This window comes from Hymenobacter sp. M1-2, assembly GCF_057808495.1.
The window spans coordinates 42408-63279 of record NZ_JBTYZO010000033.1; the positions used below are offsets into that span (position 1 = coordinate 42408).

General features: G+C 54.4%; 14 protein-coding genes. 5 read left to right on the forward strand and 9 right to left on the reverse strand.

What is annotated here, in order from left to right:
* Window positions 1-14 precede the first annotated feature (14 nt).
* The 9 genes from ccsA to ACYSMN_RS23590 all read right to left on the reverse strand — a co-directional run bounded on the left by ccsA (window position 15) and on the right by ACYSMN_RS23590 (window position 12331).
* Entirely contained in the window at window positions 15-2630 is a 2616-nt protein-coding gene (gene ccsA, locus ACYSMN_RS23550; protein WP_488926379.1) for a cytochrome c biogenesis protein CcsA, read from the reverse strand.
* A gap of 64 nt (window positions 2631-2694) precedes the next feature.
* On the reverse strand, window positions 2695-3603 hold the full coding sequence (locus ACYSMN_RS23555; RefSeq protein WP_488926380.1) for a hypothetical protein: 909 nt from the start codon (window positions 3601-3603) through the stop codon (window positions 2695-2697).
* Window positions 3604-3711: 108 nt separating this feature from the next.
* Window positions 3712-4140 (reverse strand): cytochrome c maturation protein CcmE domain-containing protein, encoded by a 429-nt coding sequence (locus ACYSMN_RS23560; protein WP_488926381.1) that lies wholly within the window; start codon window positions 4138-4140, stop codon window positions 3712-3714.
* 149 nt (window positions 4141-4289) lie between these two features.
* A complete protein-coding gene (locus ACYSMN_RS23565; protein WP_488926382.1) occupies window positions 4290-4550 on the reverse strand; it encodes a CcmD family protein in 261 nt (86 codons plus the stop codon).
* Entirely contained in the window at window positions 4531-5199 is a 669-nt protein-coding gene (locus tag ACYSMN_RS23570; protein WP_488926383.1) for a cytochrome c biogenesis protein, read from the reverse strand. Before ACYSMN_RS23570 ends, ACYSMN_RS23565 begins: the two co-directional genes overlap by 20 nt.
* Window positions 5200-5363: 164 nt before the next feature.
* Window positions 5364-6005, reverse strand: coding sequence for a heme exporter protein CcmB (locus ACYSMN_RS23575; protein WP_488926392.1), 642 nt, complete (start codon window positions 6003-6005; stop codon window positions 5364-5366).
* Between the two features lie 226 nt (window positions 6006-6231).
* Window positions 6232-7752, reverse strand: coding sequence for a T9SS type A sorting domain-containing protein (locus ACYSMN_RS23580; RefSeq protein WP_488926384.1), 1521 nt, complete (start codon window positions 7750-7752; stop codon window positions 6232-6234).
* Window positions 7753-7855: 103 nt separating this feature from the next.
* A complete protein-coding gene (locus ACYSMN_RS23585; RefSeq protein ID WP_488926385.1) occupies window positions 7856-11179 on the reverse strand; it encodes a hypothetical protein in 3324 nt (1107 codons plus the stop codon).
* Window positions 11180-11233: 54 nt separating this feature from the next.
* Window positions 11234-12331: an NAD(P)/FAD-dependent oxidoreductase gene (locus tag ACYSMN_RS23590; RefSeq protein ID WP_488926386.1), complete on the reverse strand. Its 1098-nt coding sequence runs from the start codon at window positions 12329-12331 to the stop codon at window positions 11234-11236.
* A gap of 161 nt (window positions 12332-12492) precedes the next feature.
* Here ACYSMN_RS23590 and ACYSMN_RS23595 point away from each other — a divergent pair, with 161 nt between their 5' ends.
* The 5 genes from ACYSMN_RS23595 to ACYSMN_RS23615 all read left to right on the forward strand — a co-directional run bounded on the left by ACYSMN_RS23595 (window position 12493) and on the right by ACYSMN_RS23615 (window position 20603).
* Complete coding sequence (locus ACYSMN_RS23595) at window positions 12493-13128, forward strand: MBL fold metallo-hydrolase (protein ID WP_488926387.1); 636 nt, start codon at window positions 12493-12495, stop codon at window positions 13126-13128.
* Window positions 13129-13218: 90 nt separating this feature from the next.
* Complete coding sequence (locus ACYSMN_RS23600) at window positions 13219-13914, forward strand: CDP-alcohol phosphatidyltransferase family protein (RefSeq protein ID WP_488926388.1); 696 nt, start codon at window positions 13219-13221, stop codon at window positions 13912-13914.
* 135 nt (window positions 13915-14049) lie between these two features.
* Window positions 14050-18042, forward strand: a complete 3993-nt coding sequence (porU, locus tag ACYSMN_RS23605) for a type IX secretion system sortase PorU (RefSeq protein WP_488926389.1) — start codon at window positions 14050-14052, stop codon at window positions 18040-18042.
* Window positions 18043-18088: 46 nt separating this feature from the next.
* Window positions 18089-19312 carry a type IX secretion system outer membrane channel protein PorV gene (gene porV, locus ACYSMN_RS23610; RefSeq protein ID WP_488926390.1) on the forward strand — a complete coding sequence of 408 codons (1224 nt, stop codon included), beginning with the start codon at window positions 18089-18091 and terminating at the stop codon, window positions 19310-19312.
* Window positions 19313-19322: 10 nt separating this feature from the next.
* Window positions 19323-20603, forward strand: coding sequence for a M16 family metallopeptidase (locus ACYSMN_RS23615; protein WP_488926391.1), 1281 nt, complete (start codon window positions 19323-19325; stop codon window positions 20601-20603).
* Window positions 20604-20872 lie beyond the last annotated feature (269 nt).

Sequence of the window (20872 nt, forward strand, 5' to 3'; positions counted from 1 at the left end):
GTATGCTAAATGGTCTACGCCACGCGCTCTACGGGCCGATTGCTCGCGCTACTGACCTTGGCTTTGCTCTTGCGGCTAGGTGTGGGATCCGCAGCGACTGGGGCTTCTTTGCGGCTGCCTTTGCGCAAGGCCAAGCCGAAGCCGATAGCCATAAGCAGCGTTCCGCTCCAAACTAGATTAATAAAGGGCTTCTCCACCGCTTTCAGGATGATGTAGTCCTTTTGCGTGGTGCTCACTCCAAAGGTGAATTTACTGGACTTAGGATCGACAGCATTTAGGCTCAAGCGCAGACCAAGATCCTCGATTTCATCGGGTACGCGGCCAATCATGCGATTACGCACTACAAAGATGGGATGCACATGGTACTGGCGCTGCTTTTCCCCGAATACAATGACGTCGGCCTGAATGGCTAGGTCTCCTTTATTGAGTCCTAAGCCAGCGGTTTGCTGAGCGGGTTCGATGGCCCGGAACACGGCGAAGTAGTCGTTGAGGAAGATAGTGTCGCCGACGGAGAGTTGATACTCCTTTAGCTCGCTCCAGTCTTTCTCCTTGCTAGGATCGGGCACGGAGCTAATGTGGGAGTAGATATCGTGATCGAAGAATTTTTTAATGTCGGGCGAGGCGAGCAGGCCTCCCATCTCCTCGTTCACCTGGGCGCGGGGGTAAAGCGTGAATACCTTACCACTCTTGCGGTTCTTGTACTCGACCCGGTAGTAGGTGTTTTCAGGCAGGATTTCCACCGTGTCGCCCGCTTTGTAGTACACCTTGTCGTCGCGCTTAATGTCGCCGCGGGCTAGCGCCTTATACTCATCGGCCGTGCGGAAGAGCAGGTCTTTATTGACGTAGCCCGGTACGCTGGGCACATCGAAATACTGACCGGTGTAGCTCACGTCGTACTCGCCCATGGGAGTGGTATCGTTGCGCCACAGCAGCACGTTGTCGCGGTTCATCTCCTCGGGAAACTCCTTGGAGTACACCATGCCCGATACGTTCTTGGAGATGATGTTGGAGTAGCCTGCCGAGCCCAGAACGCCCAACAAGATCAGGGCAATGCCCAAGTGCGCTACGCCCCCCCCCGACAGCTTCACCCGACGCAGGATGAGTTGCGAAATGGTGCTGATGTTGGCCAACACGCCAAACAGCGCGGCCGTCAGCAGTACGATGTACGTCGGCTTGATCTCGTGGCCGTTGTAGCGGAGCAGCAAGATCACCAGCGCCGAACCCAGCAGCGTGAGAATGCCAGGCGTACCCAACGCATTCATCACGCTGTCCTTATCGTTGCGCTGCCACCACATGAGCTGCGCCAGACCCGACAGCAACGCCACCCCCACGCCCATCCACAGCTGAATTTTGGTGTAGTGCGCAATTTGATCGGCGGGCAACGCTAGATTGGATTTGATGCCGATGAAGCCAAGGAAAGCGTTGTAGACCGGAATACTGGTCGTAACCAAGACTTGAAAGGCTCCTAAGCACAGAACTGTAGCCCCCACAAACACCCACAGTTCGGGGTTGTAGGTGGTCAATTCTTTCTCCGATACCGGAATGGACTTCCAGCGGTACACGAGCAAACCAATTGCCAGCACCACGAAAGCGCCCAGATAGATCATCAGCTGCCCAGAAAGGCCCAGGTCGGTGAAGGAGTGCACCGAGGCGTTGCCTAGCACACCGCTACGGGTGAGGAAAGTAGCGTAGAGAATGAGCAGGAAGGTGGCGACTACCAGCACGAAGCTCGTGCGCAAAGCCGTGCGGCGCTGCTGCCACAGCACCAAGCCGTGAATGCCGGCCACCAGCACCAGCCACGGAATGTACACCGCGTTTTCCACCGGGTCCCAGTTCCAGTAGCCGCCGAAGTTCAGCGTTTCATAAGCCCAATAGGCGCCCATCATGATACCGACACCCAATATTAAACCACCCCACAACGACCAGCGCAACGCCGGCTTCACCCACTTGGTAAACTCTCCTTTCCAAAGCCCTGCTACGGCAAAGGCAAACGGCACGAGCGTGAGAGCAAAGCCTAGGAACAGCGTGGGCGGGTGAATCACCATCCAGTAGTTCTGAAGCAGCGCATTCAGACCAGTACCATCCTTAGGAACGAAGTCGGGGTTGAGACGGAAGACGGGCAGATCAGTGAGGAAGTCGCGCAGCAGAATGAAGGGCGACGAGCCAATCTTAACGCCGCCGAACACGACACCTAGAATCATGGAGGTGAGAAAGAGCTGCACGCCCGCAAAAACGGCCATTACCGGAGCTTCCCACAGCTTATTCCAGCGCATGATGGCGAATCCGAGCAGCACGTGCCAGAAAATCCAGAGCAGAAAGCTGCCCTCCTGCCCTTCCCAGAAACAGGAAATCATGTAGTACACCGGCAGATGGTTGCTGGAGTGGCTCCAGGCGTAGTAGTACTCGTAGCGGTGCCCGTGGATGATGCCAAACAGACACGCAATGATGGATACCACAGCCAAGCCGTGCACCAAAAAGGCACCACGCCCAATCCGTAGCCAACTGGCATCGGACTGGCCGAGCGGCTGTTTGCGCGCTGCCATGTAATAGGAGTACGCCGCTACAGTGGCCGCCACGAAAGCCACGATGACACTCAGGTGCCCGGCGTCGCCGATGAGGGTGTTGAGCATAGGAAATGCGTTGTAAGAGAAGAGGCCGAACGGCTAGAAACTAACTGGTCAGCCAAAACGTGTTTTAAGATTTGGGTTGCCGCCGCCGTACTCCGGCCAGCCGCTTCATACGCGCCCGATGACTCCGCCGCTCCCAGCTTTGCTGCGCCTTAGTTGCCCGCTGCGCTGCTTGCTTGGAAACACTGGAAAAAGGACCAGCCTCGGGCATGGGCTGGCTGTACACGTACCACTGTTGCTGCACCACCACGGGCACGCTGGTAGCAGAAGTTTCGGCTATCACTTGGTAGAGGTAGCGGCCCGGCGTGGTGAGCGTATCCGTCCAGCTATAGTCAGGGTTCGCGCTACCGTACGTGGTGCGTCTTACGGCTACGGTGGCTTTGAATGAAGCTCGAAACTCCTCAGCTTCCCGCCGCAACACTCGGAACTGCCGGACGGCACCTACAGAATCGGGCAGGCTCCAATGCAGCGTAAACTGCCGGTCAGTGGCAGGCACTACCGAAGATAGAGCTGGTGTAGCTAGGGCAGGTACGCCCTTGGGCTTGCTGCTCACGGCTAAGCTGAACTTGCAGAAGTCTTTGAGGTAGCCATCCACATCGAGCAAGTATGGCCGGCCGGCTTGCAGCTTATCCAGCGTTACGAATACATCGTCCTGGCTGCCGAGCGACGTACAGGAAAGCACCTGATACGTTTCGGGTTGGCCGGGAGTGCCAGTCAGTACTACGAGCTGCACGCCGCGCGTATCGCGGCACTGCTGCCCGCTGATGTTCACGTAGTAGCGGCCCGAAACGCGCGGCGTAAACTCAAACCACTGGTCATTGTGGTATTCAATGCACTTGCCTGTCAGCTTCTCGTCTACGGCATTCCACTGCACGGTGCAGTTGGTGGTATTGGAGCTGATAGCCTGCTCTAACTCTAGTACCTGGCGATGTTCAATATTATCGTTAGGAACCTGAGCGGCTGCGCCAATTAACAATGAGGAATGAGAAATGAGGAATGAAACAAGTGCGCAACGGCGCCAGAAACGGCTGCCCGCTTCAGTCATCGGCTTTGCTGCTAATTCTTCATTCTTCATTTGCACTTCCTAATTAACTGCGGCCGTAGCGCCTTTAATGTCCTTCTCCACGTACTTCGATGGGCACTTGAGCAGGATTTTGTCGGCCACGAAGATGTCCTTGCGCATGGCCCCGGTAATCACCACCTGCTCCGACTTGTCGAAGTCCTGAGGCTTGGGATTGAAATAGATAACGCGCTGGGCAATGCGGTTGGTGTCAACCAGCGTGAAGGCAAAGTAATTGGGGTCGAGGACGGGGTTGTATTCGAGGCCCAGGATGTTTTTCTGACCGTCGCGGGGCAGGCGGCCCACCACGTGCACCTTCGTGAGGTTACCTTCAGCGGCCCGCTCGTGTGCTTCCTTGAAGGTCACGTACACGCTGGCATCGCCGGCGGCGCTCATGATGATGCCAATGGCTACGGCAATGACGGCAATGGCAAGAATGTGTGCTTTTTTCATGTCTTTTTACAACAGAATGGCCACTCCGGGCCCAGGTATTATGTAACAATCAAAGCGGCCGGAAGGGTCCAGCGAATTCAACTATAGCTTCACTCTTTGTTGCTCGCCGCCGCACTCTTATTGAGCCGGGTGGCAGCACAAGCGGAAGCTTAAGCCACGTCCTTCAGTTCGCGCTCCAGGCGGCTTACTTTTCGGTCCAAGGATACCAGCAGCGCCAGCAGGCCTGCCAGCACCACCGCAATGACGGCGACCACCACGTAGATCTTACCGTCCGTGCGCAAAGTGTCAGCCATTTCCGGCGTATCGGTATTTTGGGCGGCGGCTTGCAATACGGGCAGCAAGAAAGCCAGTAAGAGCAGGAGCGCTAGGCGCCCCTGCCGCGCGACTTTATCAAACAAGCTGTTTTTCATACACTTTGAGTTTGAGCAAAGAAATGCGGCTAGCTACCTGAGCCAGCCAAAATGCCAACAGCGTCCAGCCAATGACGGCCGGATAAAAAACGGCCCGCATGGCATTGTCGAGGTCGTATTTGGCGAAAGCTGGGTTGCCGCCCGCGCCGGGGTGCAAAGAATCCGTGAGGCGCGGCAGAATGTAAAACAGCGGCATGGCCGTCGCGAAGGCGAAGATGTTGTAGATGGCTGAAATCCGGGCCCGTTGCTGCTCATCATTGAAAGAGGAGCGCAGCACCAGATATGCGCCGTAAATCAGCATGGCAATGGCCGCGCCGTTGAGCTTGGGGTCGTTGGTCCACCACGTGCCCCAGGTGTAACGCGCCCAGATGCTGCCCGTCGCTAGTCCTACTAGCCCCATCAGAATACCCGTTCTGGCCGACTCATGTGAGAGAATATCCAACTCCGGCGTAGGCGTGCGCAGGTAACGAATGGAGTAGTACACTGACGCTATCAGGATGAAGGTCATGCCGAACCACATCGGCACGTGGAAGTATAGATTGCGGATGGTTTCGTTGAGAATGGCCAACCGCGGCACCGGCATTAGCAGCCCCGCCACTGCTGTGTAGAGCAGCAGCACCACCGTTAGCGCCTTCCACCAATTTTTCATGCTATAGAAGAGAAATGAGAGGGCAGAAATGAGACGTCGTGCTGGCAGTAAGCATCTTCCAACCAGCCACTAAGTAGCTCCATGACAAACACACTAGCTCCCAAATTGTGTTGATTTTCGTTCTGGCTGTTGGTCCTTTTCCTCGCATCGCGCTCATTCTAAATTTAGCTCCGCCACAGGAAAGGAAACAGCAAATAAGACACTGCCGCCACAATCATATTGAGAGCCACCAGCGTGAGCAAGGAACTCTGGCTAGCTTCGAATTCGAGGCCATCCAGCGCGTTCTTGGAAACTTTGATGAGCAGCAACAGCATCGGAATCATGAGCGGGAAGCCTAGCACAGCCATGAGCGTGTTGCTGTTGGTGGCTTTGGCCGCAATGCCCGATACCAGCGTGAGCGTAGAAGCGAATCCGAGGGCTCCTAGTGCCACGTTGCCCACGAATAGCGGCACGTTCTGCACCGGATTGCCCAGAATGAGTAAGTAAAGCAGTAGTCCGGCCAACGCCAAACCTAGCAGCAGCAGAGCGTTGTAGGCTATTTTGGCCAGTATCACGGCTTGCGGCCGAACCAGTGTGTAGTAGTACAGCATGCGCCCCCGGCTTTCTTGCAGAAAACCTTTCGCCACGGCATTCACCGCCGAAAACAACAGGATAATCCAGAACAGCGCGTTCCAGGCAGGAGCCGGCGGAATGCCGCCCCGCAACGAGAAGCTGAGGTAGCATACGAACACCGTGCTGCCCACGTAGAGCAGCATGCCATTGAGGGCCGCGCGCTGCCGCCATTCCAAGCGGAAGTCCTTGAGCATCATAGTCCAAATCTCACGAAGGAGCAACACGGCAGCACGGCTGGTGAACGGGACTGCAAAGATACATCCCAACTCTGGCATTCGCAGTCCCGCGCTGCACCTAAAAACGTCAGAACTCGACACTAACGGTACTCTGCTGCATCATAGCAGCGGCAGCGTCTCACGACCTATGAAACACTGTTTTAACGGCGTCGCCAACAGGCTCTCTAGGTAGCAGCCAGCACTCCTACTTCACCTGCAACTTGCCCGTTGCCACGGCTTCGCCTTGGCGGATTCGGTAGCTATACAGTCCTGGCGCTACGGACCGCACATCCAGCGTAGCCTGCCCGGCAACGGGTTGCAAAGTCTGCACTGTTGTTATGCGGCCTAAGGCATCCAGCAATTCTACCTGCACGCTAGCACTGCTTGACACTCGGAACCGTACTGCTTCATGAGCCGGGTTTGGATAAGCCTGCACGGCCAGCGGAATTGCAGAACGGGTGCCCAGCGGCTGCCGGAACGGCTGAAACTCCACGAGACCCAAACCAGCTTGGTCGGGTTGGTGGAAGATGTGGGTTTCGATGGTGGCGGGGGAAGCTGAGCCCCAATCATTGTTCTTCGCGTTGACAGCATCGGGGCCGTAGTTGTAGAAATCGTACACCTGTCCGCTGTTGCCGTTATTCAGGAAACGGTTGAGGCCCACGTCGGTGCTGTCGGAGCCGGTGGGGTTGCCGAAGCTGATGCGCGGCCCACCCGCCATGCCCGACCGGACCAGCGTCACGCCCCACAAATTGCCCGTCACCACGTTGCGCGACACCACGCCGGTTTGCGTCTGGGTACCTTGGAAGTTGAAGCCGCTGCCCCCAGTCTGAGCGTTAGGATTGGTGTTGTTATTTTGCACGGTGTTGCCCGTCACGTAGCTCGTAATGCTGGAACCGATGATGGCAATGCCATAGCGGTTGTCGCGCACCGTGTTGCGCCGGATAATAACCATCGTCACGCTGCTGCCACCCAGCAGATTCGACACGCCAATGCCACCGGCCATATTGGTAGCTGGATTACCCACCACCAGGCACCGCTCAATTCGAATGGGCTGCGCGCCGTTGCCGATGCCCAGATTGATTTGCGGGAAGTTGCCGTTTTCGGTGTCGTTGTGCCAGAAAACGCAGTCCAGAATAGTGGGCGAGGTAGGCCGGTTAGAGGGTGAGTTGATGCCGGCCCGGGCGTTGCGCACGAAACGGCAGCGCTGCACGAGGGCCAGATTACCAGACAACGCCAACGCACTGCTGTTGGTCGGGCGGCCACCCACTGTGGCGAAGTTGCTGCGGAAGACGCAGTCCGAAAACTCTACGGCCGCGTCCACTACCCGTACGCCACCGCCTCGCTCTATCACGGCCCGGCGCACCACCGAACCCGCACTGCTGGCGCTGAGCTGCATTCCTTGCCAGGGGCTAGCCGCGTCCGCAGCCGTGAATACCACCGAGTCGGGCGGCGTAATGCGCAACACGCCATCCACGCTCACCAATACGCGACTCGCCAGCCGCACCGTCTCATTGGTTGTGATGCTCAGCGTGTCGGTGGGGGCCAGCCGGATGGTGTCGTTGATGAGCCAGATGCCAGCGGACTGGGTTATGTAGCCGCCCGAGGCCGCAGCTAGTTGAGCCAGGGTAAAGCGCCGACCAGTGCCAGGAGTACTGTATTGCGCTTTCAGCACTAAGGCGGGCGCCACCAGCCAGATCAGCAGCAAGGCGAGTAAAGCTTTTCTCATGAAGGCAAGACGGTAAAGTGAGGCAAGAAGGTAGGAGAAACGAAGCAAAAAAGCCACCCGGGCTATCCGAGTGGCTTTTGCGGTAAGTGCGGCTAAGCGCTGTCTAAAAATCGTAGCCGAGGGTGAGGTAGAATTTCGGGCCTTTCTGCACGTAGTCTTCCTGGCTCCAGGCCAAATCTCCTTTCACGTAGAAGCCCAGCATGGTGGTCCGCATCCCGAAGCCGTAGCCAACCAGCAAGGGATTACGGAAGTTGACTACCGTGGCCGAGAAGGCGTTGCCGCTGCCGCCCACCACCTGCGTGTTGAACGAGTTGTTCTCGTTGAATGGATTGTTGCCGGAGTAGGCCGTGCCCGCGTCGCCGAAAGCCGTGAGTTGCAGATTGCGGAAGAAGCCCGAGTAGATGGGTTTGCGCGACAAATACTGCACGATAGGCACCCGCAACTCCGAGTTGAAGAGCACGTAGCGCGGCCCAGTGCGCTTGCTGTAGTTGAAGCCTCGCAGGTTGGTTACGAACTGCTGGTAAAAAACTTCCGTGGGGTCATTATAAGGAGAAGCGCCGGGAGCCGTGATGGGAAGCAGCTGAGAATCTTCGTAATCGTTGTTGATCCAGTTGTCCATACCGCCCAAACGGAAGGTCTGCTTCGATTGCCCGAAAAACTGTCCGTAGCTGGCCCGGTTGGCCCAAATAATTTGCCGGTGAATCTTTTGGTAGTGCCGCAAGTCAACGTAAATCTTCCCAAAGTTCCCGTTGCTTCCATTCAGGTCGTTGAGCTTGAGCACACCAAGTTTCATGCGCGTGCCTTCGAGCATGTTCACGCCCGTCGATACAGCATTATCAAATACGAGTTCTCCATTTACCCCGAGGTAATTGCGGTCAACATCATTTTGGCCCGACAGCTCGGTATACACCTTCCGCGAAACATTCACGAAACGGGGGCCGCCGCGTACGCTCAGATTGTGGGTGAGGGGATACGCAATATTCGGAGCTATTTCGTGCCGGCCGTAGCGAATACGGCCCGAACGACTATCAAAGAAATACGCCTGCTTGTCGTAGCGGATGCTCCAATCGTAACGGTGCTTCAGGTTGGTGTACTCCGCGAAGATATTGCTGGTCCTTAAATCCGTGAGGGCGAAAATACCACCCCGAATCCGGTGGTTTTCAAACAGATCCGACATGTTGACCTGCGCAATAAGGCCCAGGCCCAGCAGCGGATCAGCATACAACGACGACACAACGTTATCGATGCTGAAGCGGGTATCGTAACGGAATGGACCAGCGGGAGCCTGCGAACTGGCGGCTAGAGGAGCAGTTACGGCAGCCGTAGGCGCGGCTACTGTTGGAGTTGGAGCCGTGCGTGTCCGTCGCGTCGCGCTGGTGCGGTCCGCGGGCAGATCCTCATCAAACTGATAATCACTAGTGTTGATGGGGGCGTTGGTAGTGCCAGCAGTACTGGCTGGCTGTTGCGGTTGCTGTGGCTCCTGCGTTGGTTCTGGCTCCGTGCGGGTAGTTGGGGCTGGAGCCGGGGCTGGCGCAGGCTTGGCAGCGGCGGGCTTGGAACGGTCTTCCAAGGTTTCCTGGCGAGCCGTTTTGTAGAGCGTGATGTTCTCGGGAAGGGCGTAATTCTGGTACAAATACACAAAGTCCCGGGCGCGGTCGGCGGCTACGAAGCCTAGCGTACTGGTAGCTGCATTATAATCGAAGTCCTTGACGTTGGTGCGGAAGCTACTTACGGCGGTGCGCTGCTTGGTGCGTAACGAATAGCGGTACACGCTTCGAATTCCACTCTCCTCGCCCAAGTACACTATTTCGTCATCCGAGAGAGCCCGCGGCCGGCCTTCGTTGGAAATCGTGCTAACCAACATTTCTATGGGTTGAGCACGCCCGTCGAGGTGGTACAGAAACAGGTCGTAGTTGTTTACCACTCCCTCAAAGTTGCCCCGAGCGGTACCCGCCGAATCGAGCCAGCGGTTGGAGCTAAACACTAAGGCACTACCACCGGGCAGGAAAGAGGGCTGTATGTCGTCGAATACGTCGTTCGTGAGCTTCTCCGGCCGACGGGTACCAGCCTTCAGCACGTACATATCGCACTGGCCATTTTGTACGCCGCTAAACACTAGCGATTTGCCGTCGGGCGAGTAGCTGAGGTCGAGAACTTGCTGAAAAGGCTGAAAAATGGAGGAGCCTTTGTCGCCAACAAAAGGTAAGGCCTCCCCTATCCGGGCCAGCAGCCCCGAGGCACCGCCACTTGCGGGCCGCAGCCGCAGGCTCATCGCTCCCTTCTGCGTCTCGGCCACAGCTACTTGGCCATTGCCGCGCCAAGCCAGCACGGGCAGGCGCGTTTCCACCTGCTGACCAGGAGTTTTATAGCCGCCTCGGTGAATGGTGTGCCGGCCCGAGCCATCCCGATTAGCCACCATCACCTGATAGCGGCCCCGGTCGTTGCTCACGTAGGCCAACTGCTGCCCATTGGGGCTCAGTACTGGCTGCGAGTACTGGATGTTTCTGCGGTTAGTGCCCGTGAGGGCGCGGGCTTCATCTACGTCAACAAATGCCGTTTGTGGCTGCGCGTTTAGCTGCCGATAGTAGGCCAGCCAATCTTTTAGAAACACTTTGTAAGGCACATTCAGTGAAGAACTGATGCCCACTTCCACGTCGCGGGTGATGCGCGTCAGGTTCAGGATGTTCTGAATAGTAGTGTAGCCGTAACGCTCCGCAATGTAGTTCCAGAGGCTCTGGCCCGCCAGCTGCGGATTGCGCAGGAAAAATGGGGCCGTGCGGTTGCCCTCATACTCCTGGGTCATGTCGCGCATGTAGTCGTCCATTTCCACGCTCCAGCCCTCGGCAGCGTACGCCGAAGCACCGCTTACAAACCAGTCGGGCAGTTGGAGCAGATAGGTGCTCTGGATGACTTCCTTCAGGGAGCCACCATACATCATATCGTTCAGCAGCACGCGCGTAATCTGGAAGCTCAAGTCGCGTTTAAATTGGGTCTGCTGGCCCTGGAAGGCAATCTGCACCTTGCTCATGCGCAGCAAATCGGTTTCACCGCCGGTCTGATACTTGTCCTGGTCTAGCCCGATGTTGCTCTGCCGCAAGTCGCTCACGGAGTTGTAGAGCATCACTGTCGTTTTCGAGTACGGGTAGTACCCAACCAGAGAGGTGATGCGCTGCAGTTCCTTTTCAGCATAGTCGGCGGCGCGGCGGGCGCTAGCGTCGCCACCGCCGTAATAGTAGATGTTGAAGTTTTGGGTGCTGAGCAGCTGCCATTCAAAGTCCTTATACTGGATACGAACTCGCCCAAAAGCTTCCTGCGACGTTTGGGCCCAAGCCTGCCCGCCGGAAACTAACAGCAGGAACAGCAGTACGCCGCGCACTCCCAGGCGACGCTCCATACCCAACCGCTGAAAAAAGGATAAGTGCTTCATAGCAAAAATCAGTAAGCCAAAAGCGGCTCTTGCTGTGTGCGCGAGCCGTTGTGTTCAGGAAGAAAAACCAACGACCACTGGGGCCGCCTCATACAACGCTTGGTAGCGCCGAATATTGACCTCGGGCCACAACTCAGCCGTCGGGTGTTCAAGATGGTCAGCTAAGAGGGTCGCTAGTCGCGGAGCCAGCATCACGCCCTTCGAGCCGAAGCCATTAAATATACTCACTACTGGCACATTCGGATGACGTCCCAGCAACGGTTTTCGGTCGCGCACCGCTGGCCGTACCCCGGCTCGCTGCTCACGCACCCGAAAGGGTAAATCAGTGGTGGTGGCCAACCGCTGGCTCAGCTCACTGCACGCTTCCGGCGTGGTGCCTTCCGCAAACGGTGGCCAGCGGTACGTGGCCCCCACTCGAAAACGACCTTCGCCAAGGGGTACCACGTAAGCTCCTTTGTTGAGCACCTGCGCCTCGGTGAGACCGTGGCATTCAACATCCAGAACTTCGCCTTGGTTAGGGGTTAATGGTAACCAGTGAAAAAACGGATTTCGCGTCGCGGCCGCGCCTTCGCAACAGACGAGCTGTCGCGCCCGCACGCGTCCTGCATACGTAATTCCCGCCGGGCCGGTAACGAGTTGTTCCCAAGCAAAAGTTTCGTGTTGCAACGTTCCATTTTTCAGGCCCTCCGCAGCCAAGACGGCTAGCAACTCGCGGAGCCGCACGTAGCCGCCACGCCGGATGCGTAGTCCCCCAAATTCGTTGCGCACGCCGGTAGCAGATGGCAACTCCGTGCCGGCTTCTTCCACAAAGTCCTGCCACGGCTGGTCGGCGCTACGGGCCAGCATGGTGTTCTGCTCGGCTATCGATGAAAACAGCTTCCAAATCGGTAATTCTAGCAGAAACTTCTCGCCGAAGTGGGCCTCTATCTCACGATAGAAGCGGCCAGCCGCCGTTAGTAGCTCATCGGCTCGCCAAGCCAGTGCGAAACGCTTGCCCGCCACAGGGTTCATCAGGCCCGCTGCTACATTAGAAGCCGAATCAGGATGCGGCGCATCGAGTACCAATACGCTACGTCCGCGCCGGCGCAGCTCCCACGCTAGTGTGGCCCCCGCAATGCCGTGGCCCAGAATAAGGTAGTCGTAATCGGTCATGATGGCTGGCAAGGTAAGTGGGAAACGCGGAAAACGACAGCCAGAGCCCACTGAAAATGGAAGGCACTACACCACCGCTGAGCCGATCAACCTAAATAAGACTCGTAACTTACCACCCGGTTCCCTGCGGTGGTAGCTGCACCTTCTTTTTTTCTCTTCGCATGACCGTTTCTGGTTTCACCTTCAACGCTTTTTCTGAAAACACCTATCTGCTGCACGATGCCACCGGCCAGTGCGCGATAGTGGATCCCGGCTGCTACGACCGTGCCGAACAAAAGGTGCTACAGGACTTCATTCAAACCAACAAACTCCAGGTTGTGCTGCTGCTCAATACGCACTGCCACATCGACCACGTCTTTGGCAACCAATTCATCCTCGACACCTATAAGGTGCCTTTTCTGATTCACGAGGCAGACTTGCCTACGTTACGGGCCGTGCCCAGCTACGCGCCCAGCTATGGTTTTCCGCAGTACACGCCCGCCGAGCCAACCGGCTTCTTGACACTTAAACAATCTGTACGCTTCGGCGATACCGAGCTGGAAGTGCGCTTCACCCCAGGCCATGCGCCGGGCCACGTGGTGTTCTACCACGCTCCTACCCAAACGGTCATCGGTGGCGACGTGCTTTTTCAGGGTAGCATCGGCCGCACCGACCTGCCCGGCGGCAATTACGCTATGCTCGTTCACAGCATTGATACTGAACTTCTTACGCTGCCTGATACCGTGAAGGTGTATCCCGGACACGGCCCTGCTACCACCATTGGGGTGGAGCGGCGGTCGAATCCTTTTCTTAATTAGAGATTGAGAGGTGCGTCTTAATAATAAGGTTCTGCTTTGTGGTGCCTCATACGATTAATCGTTCCTTCTTCGTTTTTGATTTTTTATTGAATGAAAAACAACCTACCCAACGCTGTCACTTGTCTTAATCTGTTTGCCGGGTGCTTGGCCATTACCCAAGTTTTCGCGGGCCATTTGGAGCTGGCAGCCTACCTCGTGGGTCTAGCCGCCGCCTTCGACTTTGCCGACGGTCTACTAGCGCGGGCGTTACAGGCCTCTTCGCCCATCGGCAAAGACCTAGATTCGCTCGCCGATATGGTGTCATTTGGGGTAGTACCCGGGGCAGTACTATTCAGCCTACTACAACAGGCACTGCCAACGGCGGGCCTACCCAACTGGCTTAGTTATCTAGGCTTCGTTGTTACCATCTTCTCGGCCCTGCGGCTGGCGAAGTTCAACAACGACACCCGCCAAACTACTTCCTTCATCGGACTACCCACGCCAGCCTGTACGTTGGTAGTGGCCTCACTCCCACTCATTCTGGCTTACGACGGATTTGGACTCACAAATTTTATTCTGAATCCGTGGGTGCTACTTGGTCTTGCGGCGCTACTATCTGGGCTGTTGGTGGCTGAAATTCCGCTCTTTGCCCTTAAATTTAAAAACCTGACCTGGCAAGACAACTCGTTGCGCTTCGTGTTTTTATTGCTGGCAGTAGGGCTACTAGTGGGTTTGCAGGCCACAGCCATTCCACTCATTGTGTTGCTGTACGTGTTGCTGTCAGTACTTCGTCCTTCCGTGGGATGAATTTTGTGTAAAGCATCACAATATTTGCATAGCCAGCGAGTTAAACTAAGCAGTCGGCAATGAACTGCCCCTAGTGTTGGCTTGTTGCAGGGCCACAATCGCCCTCACTAACACTTCTTTACTGAACACACTTCTATGCGCTACTTTACTTTTCTGGTAGTTAGTTGCTCTTTGCTGTTAAGTTTTTTACCGTCGGCGCGGGCGCAGAATGGGCGTCGTTCGGTATCAATGCAGCTGCGTTGGCAAGGTTACGAAGAGCGGCCTGGCCCCGACCGGAAAGTACATCGTCTTCCAACATTTGCCGGGGTGCAGCATCTTCCTAGCTCCCTGCAAGGCTACGCCCTCGTCTCAATAGATGGCACTGTGGCAGAGGGTAAGCTACTGAATGCTGTTTATGAGCCTTTTTCCTCTGCTGATGCCGCACTGTTGAAGGATTTCAATCCCATCAGCACCACTCTTGAGCAATTTAACCGCACGGAAAAAGGTCAAGCTATTACGCTGGTGCTTGTGCCAGCTATACGCCGTAGTGCTCAGAGTGGGCAGCCCGAAAAGTTGGTATCTTTTGAATATAGCTACTTGTCTGGCGGCCCAACAGCGCAACGAGGTCAGCAGATAAACTATGCGAGTCACTCGGTTCTCAAAGACGGCACATGGTGTAAAATAGGGGTAGACCGTAGTGGCATTTTTAAACTTGATAGAGCTGCACTCCAGTCTATGGGTTTCGATGTGCAAAGTCTAGACCCCAACCGCCTGCAGGTTTTTGGCAATGCTACCGGCATACTGCCGCAAGCCATTAGCACTCCCCGTCCCGATGATTTGGTGGAAAACGCCATATACTTCTCCGGCGACGGTCCCACACTAGAAAGCAACGAGTATTTTCTGTTTTACGCTCGCGGCCCCCACGTGTGGGAGCGTGACCCTGCTCCCAGCAGCACGCGTTTTCGCCACTTACAACACCTCTATTCCGATACAGCTTACTACTTCGTGACGTTGGCTCCCGCGCCGCGCACGGGTCGCCGCGTAGCTGCGGCTCCTAGTGCTGGTGCTCCAAACGCTCCAGCCATCTCCCAGTATACTGCCCGTTGGTTTTGGGAGCGGGATTTAATAAATCTGGCTAAATCTGGTCGGCAGTGGCTAGGAGAAGGCTTTAATGCTGGTACTCCCCAAAACTTTGACACTGATCTAACAGATTTAGTAGCTGGCACACCAATACAAATTACGGCTTCTGTAGCTGGGACTGCGAGAAGTAGCCAGTCCTTTACAATAGCAGCCAATAATGCCACTGTCACGCAGAGCATTCCAGCGATTATCCCACAAACTATCCCTCCATTTCCAGAATATGCTGGTACTAGTTTAGAGACGCATTCCGTAACGCCGGTTGCGTCTTCGTCAGCCCTGCGCATAGCCTTAACCTACTCTAGCACTGATGGCTCGGCCAAAGGATACCTCGATTATTTGGAAGTCAATGCCTTACGACCGTTGAGGTTTTCGGGTTCTCAACTCGAGTTTCGCTCTTTTGCAAACCTGCGGAGAGGCGCTGTTAGTCCATTTACACTGGCAGACGGCACTGGCGCAACGCAAGTATGGGAAGTAACGAACCCAAGGCGCGCACGGTCTTATGCGCTTAGCAACGGTACTTTTGTAGCTCCTACCGATTCGCTACGGGAATTCATTGCCTTCGACCCGTCTGCTTCATTTCCAGTTCCCCGAACCTTCGGGAAAGTAGAAAACCAAGACCTGCATGGCATTTTAAATCCGAATCGTGATTTGGATTTGGTCATTGTTACCCATCCCACTTTTAAAGCCGAAGCCCAGCGACTAGCCAACTGGCGGGCCTCCCACGACGGCCTGAAAGTACAGGTAGTAACTACTACCCAAGTCTACAATGAGTTTGGTGGTGGCGGGCAGGATGTTACGGCCATTCGCGACATGATGAAAATGGTCTATGACCAGCGCGATAATCCTCGCCGCAACCAGTACCTATTACTCTTCGGCGACGCCTCTTACGATTATAAATCCAAGCCCAGCAATCTTAATAACACCGCTAACTTGCCCGATTGGTGGGCCCGGCGTTCACCTAGCAACGCTGACCGAATAGCGCAAAACTATGTTCCTACCTACGAGTCCCGCGAGTCATTTGCGCAAATCTATGGCCGGCCACTTGGTCCTGGGCTACAAACCTTCTGCTCCGATGATTACTTCGGTATTTTAGACGAAGGCGAAGGCGAATGGCTGGAATTAGGTGTAGTATATGGTGAAACAATGGACGTAGCAGTTGGTCGTTTGCCTGTTCGTACACCATCTAATAATGCTCAATCGACTACGCAAGCTGCTGCCATTGTAGATAAGCTTATTGCCTATGATTCTCGCTCGGCACTAGGCAAGTGGCGTAACCGTATCACCTTTGTCGCCGACGACGAGGATGGCAGTCCCTACATCGGCAACGCGGAATCGTTTATTGATAGAATCAGAAACCAACATGCAGAGTTTAACATGCGCAAGATTTATCTTGACATGTATCCCCAAGTAAATGCCGCGGGCGGCGAACGTTCTCCTGAATGCGAAAAGGCTTTTGACGAAGCTTTTGAACAAGGATCTCTTATTATCAACTATAACGGCCATGGAGGACCTACTGGCCTAACACAAGAACAAATTTTAAGCACTTCTTCTGTATTGCGCCTGAAAAATCAAGATAGACTGGCATTTGTAGTGACAGGTACATGCGACTTCAGCACATACGATGAGCCAGAACGGGTATCAGCTGGTGAGGCTCTCTTGACAGATGTACAAGGCGGTGCTATCGCCTTGTACACTACCACCAGACTTGTTTTTGCTACTTCAGCAGCTGTGTTAGTGCCTCCGCTTTATGATTCTATTTTGAATACTAGAAGCGGGCTAGCAACCCGTATTGGCGACGCGACTCGCTTCTCTAAAAGAACTGATCTTGATCCGCTTAATCGTAATTACGTGTTACTCGGTGATCCAACTGTGCGTCTGGCTAGACCAGATGTTGCTATGACGCTTGACTCTATCAACGGTCGGGTACTGACAGTTGCTTCTTCTGATACGCTCAAAGCCCTGTCTACTGTTCGGCTTTCGGGTTCCGTCCGCACTAGCCTCAACAGGGCATCAAATGTCAACAATAGTTTTTCAGGTACGGCCCAGGTAACAGTCTATGAAAAGCCTACCACTATTTACACATTAGGCACCTCCCCACAAGATTCCGTCAAACCAATACAGGTTCAGGAAAATATCATCTATGATGGGCAAGCCACGGTAACCAATGGTCGTTTCACCGTCAAGTTCGTCGTTCCGCGTGACATTAATTATAACGTCGGCTTGGGTAAAGTCAGCTTGTACGCATCCAATAGCTCCGGCGCAATCGTAGATGCGCACGGCTACCGCGAGGCGCCGATTGGCGATGCCGCGCAGCTGAACGCCTTAGACACCATTCCGCCACGTATCCGTCTGTTCATGGACAACGAAAAATTCGTATTCGGTGGCCTCACGAGCACCGATACGAAACTCATTGCTCGGCTCTTCGACGAAAGCGGCATCAACACTACTGGTTCTGGCATTGGCCACGAAATCACTGCTACGCTTGATAATGACCCTACTAAGCTCACTATCCTGAATTCATACTATGTGGCCAGCGTCGATAGCTTTCAGTCGGGCCGAGTGGAATATCAGTTTAAGGACCTCGCCAATGGGCCACACGTGCTGCATCTCAAAGCATGGGACACGTTCAATAATTCTTCAGTGCGCGATGTTGAGTTTATTGCCGCTAAGAACGATAAGTTGGCTTTGAACCACGTTCTAAACTACCCGAATCCTTTCTCCAACAATACCACCTTCCACTTCGACCATAACCGGCCTAACGACGTGCTGGACGTGCAGGTGCAAATTTTCACGGTGGCGGGGCGGCTGGTGCGCACACTTCAGACCACGGTCAACGGCGGTACCTCGCACGTGCCTGCCAATTACAACGATCCAGATCTGTCTTGGAACGGTCGCGACGAGTATAACGACCAGCTAGCGCGTGGTGTGTATGTTTACCGGGTCAGTGTCCGTTCTCAGTCGGATAAGTCCACCATGTCAAAGTTTGAAAAACTGGTTATTCTAAACTAGCCTCCGGCGTTTTCACCTCTTTCCTGCGTTCCTCATTCCCCATTGTATGACTCTTCAGAAGCTGCCTGTGCGTTTTGCATTGCTTTCCGGATTTCTAGGCCTGCCGTTACTTAGCATGGCCCAAACTGAGCCCAGTGCAATCACCACAGCTGTTCCAATCTTCACCATCAGCCCCGACTCTCGCTCGGCGGCCCTTGGTGAAGCAGGCGTTGCTATTTCACCTGATGCTAACGCAGGCTATCACAATGCTGGTAAGCTCGGCTTTATTAATACCAAGTACAGCGTCTCTCCCTCCTATTCGCCTTGGCTACGTAGCGTCACCGATGATATGGGACTGGCTTACTTGTCAGGCACAGCTAAAATCAATGAGCGTTCTGCCATTTCGGCTTCTTTGATGTATTTTGACTTGGGTACTATTTCGTTTCGAAACAGTAATAATGATCCTCTCGGCGACTTCAATCCTAAGGAATACTCTGTTAGCATAGCTTATGGCCAGAGGCTTTCTGACTACTTAGGCGTTGGTATAGCGGCTCGATACATCCGTTCTAACCTCACGGGTAGCTCACTTGGCAATGATGCACGTCCTGGCAACGCTGCGGCTGTAGATTTAGGCGTCTACTACAATCGTGATGTTACTATTGGAGCCGGCGATTACAACCTAGGATTTGGTGGTACGATCACTAATATTGGCAACAAAATCACCTACACTGACGCTAATCAAGCTGATTTTTTACCCACTCGCCTTAAGCTCGGCTTCGCTTTCACTCGTGAGCTAGACGCTTACAACAAAATCACACTTACCGTTGACGGCGCTAAGCTGCTGGTACCTAGCCCTTATTATGAGGAAGGGCCTATCCCTACTAATGCCGCCGAAGCTCAAGAAAGGGCCGACCGTATTGAAGCAGAAAATACTGATCGCCGCGATAAGGGAGTTGTTAGTGCTGCTTTAGGTTCTTTCAGTGATGCTCCGGGTGGTTTCCGGGAGGAATTGCGAGAAATCAACCTTTCAGCTGGCGCTGAATACACGTACAACGACTTGCTGATGGCGCGCGTAGGCTACTTCTACGAGTCTCCCGTAAAAGGTGACCGCCAATACCTGAGCTTCGGTCTAGGCGTTCGATATCAAGTATTCGGCGTTGATGGCGCTTACCTAGTGCCCAACTCCCGTGCGAACCCGTTGGCACAAACCATTCGTATCTCGTTGCACTTTAACTTCGACCAACTCGACCAAGCCTTTGGTGACGGATCCTCCGACACTCCAGTAAACTAATTTGTATCTGATGCTCGACCGCCAAGTCGCTCCTCCTGTTCAGCCGCTGGCTAGCGTATCGCTGCCCGCGGCTGACGTGTTTTCCCTCCCTAATGGAGCACGCATGCACATACTACGCAACGACGCTCAACCTGTCGTTCGCCTGCAAGTGGTGTTCAAAGCCGGCAAATGGTACGAGCATGCGCCAGGCGTTTCGCTGCTCACGGCGCGCATGCTGTTAGAAGGCACTCGCACTCGCACAGCCCGCCAAATAGCTGATGAAGTGGCCTTCTACGGTGCCTCGTTGGAATGTGAACAAGGTTTTGATAGAGCAACTCTTACCTTGTACTGTCTTGCCCGTCATTTAACCCGGCTGTTGCCGTTAGTGCAAGATGTTGTTCTGGGAGCGATCTATCCTGAGACGGAGTTAGAACTGCTTAAAACCCGCACTATTCAAAATGTGCGGGTAGAGCGTCAAAAGACCAGTTACCTCGCTGCTGAACGTTTCTCTCATAACCTATATGGGGCAACTTATCCTTATGGAAACGTATTCGACGAGCAAATCTTTGCAACTGTTCCGCAGGATGCTCTCAAAGCATTTCATCAAGCCAATTACTCGCTTAGTGAGGCAGAGATATTTCTTTGTGGAGACATAACAGAAGAACATCAGCTTCTCACCAAAGAGTTATTAGGTCAGCCAGCAGGTGCTTCGACGGTTTTACAGCCTGCCTCTTCTCTTGCTCCTTCAGGTGGGCTCTCTCACGATTACGTACCAGTAGCAGAAAGCATTCAGTCTTCTCTACGCATAGGTCGACTATGGCCTGCTCCAACTCATCCGCATACTCATCAGCTCCAAGTTCTAGTAAAAGTCTTGGGCGGCTATTTTGGCTCCCGTTTGATGAAGAATATTCGAGAGGATAAGGGATTTACATATGGTATCTACGCGAGTGTAAACCCGAGGGAGCACGCGAGTTCATTGGTTATCGGCACTGATGTAAATGCGAACAGCGCAGATGCTGCGGTCCGAGAAATTCACCATGAGCTGCATTTGCTGCAAAATGAGCCAATTCCTCAAGAGGAGTTGCAGACTGTCAAGAATTACATGACAGGCAAGTTTGCGAATGAACTAAGCACCGTGTTCGAGCAATGTGATAAGTATAAAAACATAATCTTCTCAAACCTCCCAGCCACTTATTACGCTGAGTTCAATGAGCAAGTCAATGAAACCAATTCGGAGCAGTTGCTGCTACTAGCGCAAGAGTATCTCTCGCCGGATTCGATGATTGAAGTGGTGGCTGGTCCCATTCGTTGATCTAGCCAGAGCTTAAACATTTAAACCGAAAAAGCCCCACGAATGATAATTACTCGTGGGGCTTTTTCGGTTTAATCACCGTTAGTGCGCGTGTAAGCTAAAGACAATTAATAACTGTTCAGAATTAATAGGCCCTCTGCCAATTTGCATAACACATTACAGTTGACCGTTGCTATGCCCCTGACCGACTTAAAGTGACGTATATCCACACGAGAAGGCCCTCGGTGCGCCGGGGCAGGAGCAACGAGGGCCTTGGGGGTGTGCCCGCC

What these genes read in the sequence shown, in the direction of transcription:
- ccsA (WP_488926379.1), bottom strand. Translation starts at nt 2,630, where the DNA reads ATGCTCAACACCCTCATCGGCGACGCCGGGCACCTGAGTGTCATCGTG.
- ACYSMN_RS23565 (WP_488926382.1), bottom strand. Translation starts at nt 4,550, where the DNA reads ATGAAAAACAGCTTGTTTGATAAAGTCGCGCGGCAGGGGCGCCTAGCG.
- ACYSMN_RS23560 (WP_488926381.1), bottom strand. Translation starts at nt 4,140, where the DNA reads ATGAAAAAAGCACACATTCTTGCCATTGCCGTCATTGCCGTAGCCATT.
- ACYSMN_RS23590 (WP_488926386.1), bottom strand. Translation starts at nt 12,331, where the DNA reads ATGACCGATTACGACTACCTTATTCTGGGCCACGGCATTGCGGGGGCC.
- ACYSMN_RS23600 (WP_488926388.1), top strand. Translation starts at nt 13,219, where the DNA reads ATGAAAAACAACCTACCCAACGCTGTCACTTGTCTTAATCTGTTTGCC.
- ACYSMN_RS23580 (WP_488926384.1), bottom strand. Translation starts at nt 7,752, where the DNA reads ATGAGAAAAGCTTTACTCGCCTTGCTGCTGATCTGGCTGGTGGCGCCC.
- porU (WP_488926389.1), top strand. Translation starts at nt 14,050, where the DNA reads ATGCGCTACTTTACTTTTCTGGTAGTTAGTTGCTCTTTGCTGTTAAGT.
- ACYSMN_RS23595 (WP_488926387.1), top strand. Translation starts at nt 12,493, where the DNA reads ATGACCGTTTCTGGTTTCACCTTCAACGCTTTTTCTGAAAACACCTAT.
- ACYSMN_RS23615 (WP_488926391.1), top strand. Translation starts at nt 19,323, where the DNA reads ATGCTCGACCGCCAAGTCGCTCCTCCTGTTCAGCCGCTGGCTAGCGTA.
- ACYSMN_RS23585 (WP_488926385.1), bottom strand. Translation starts at nt 11,179, where the DNA reads ATGAAGCACTTATCCTTTTTTCAGCGGTTGGGTATGGAGCGTCGCCTG.
- porV (WP_488926390.1), top strand. Translation starts at nt 18,089, where the DNA reads ATGACTCTTCAGAAGCTGCCTGTGCGTTTTGCATTGCTTTCCGGATTT.
- ACYSMN_RS23575 (WP_488926392.1), bottom strand. Translation starts at nt 6,005, where the DNA reads ATGCTCAAGGACTTCCGCTTGGAATGGCGGCAGCGCGCGGCCCTCAAT.
- ACYSMN_RS23570 (WP_488926383.1), bottom strand. Translation starts at nt 5,199, where the DNA reads ATGAAAAATTGGTGGAAGGCGCTAACGGTGGTGCTGCTGCTCTACACA.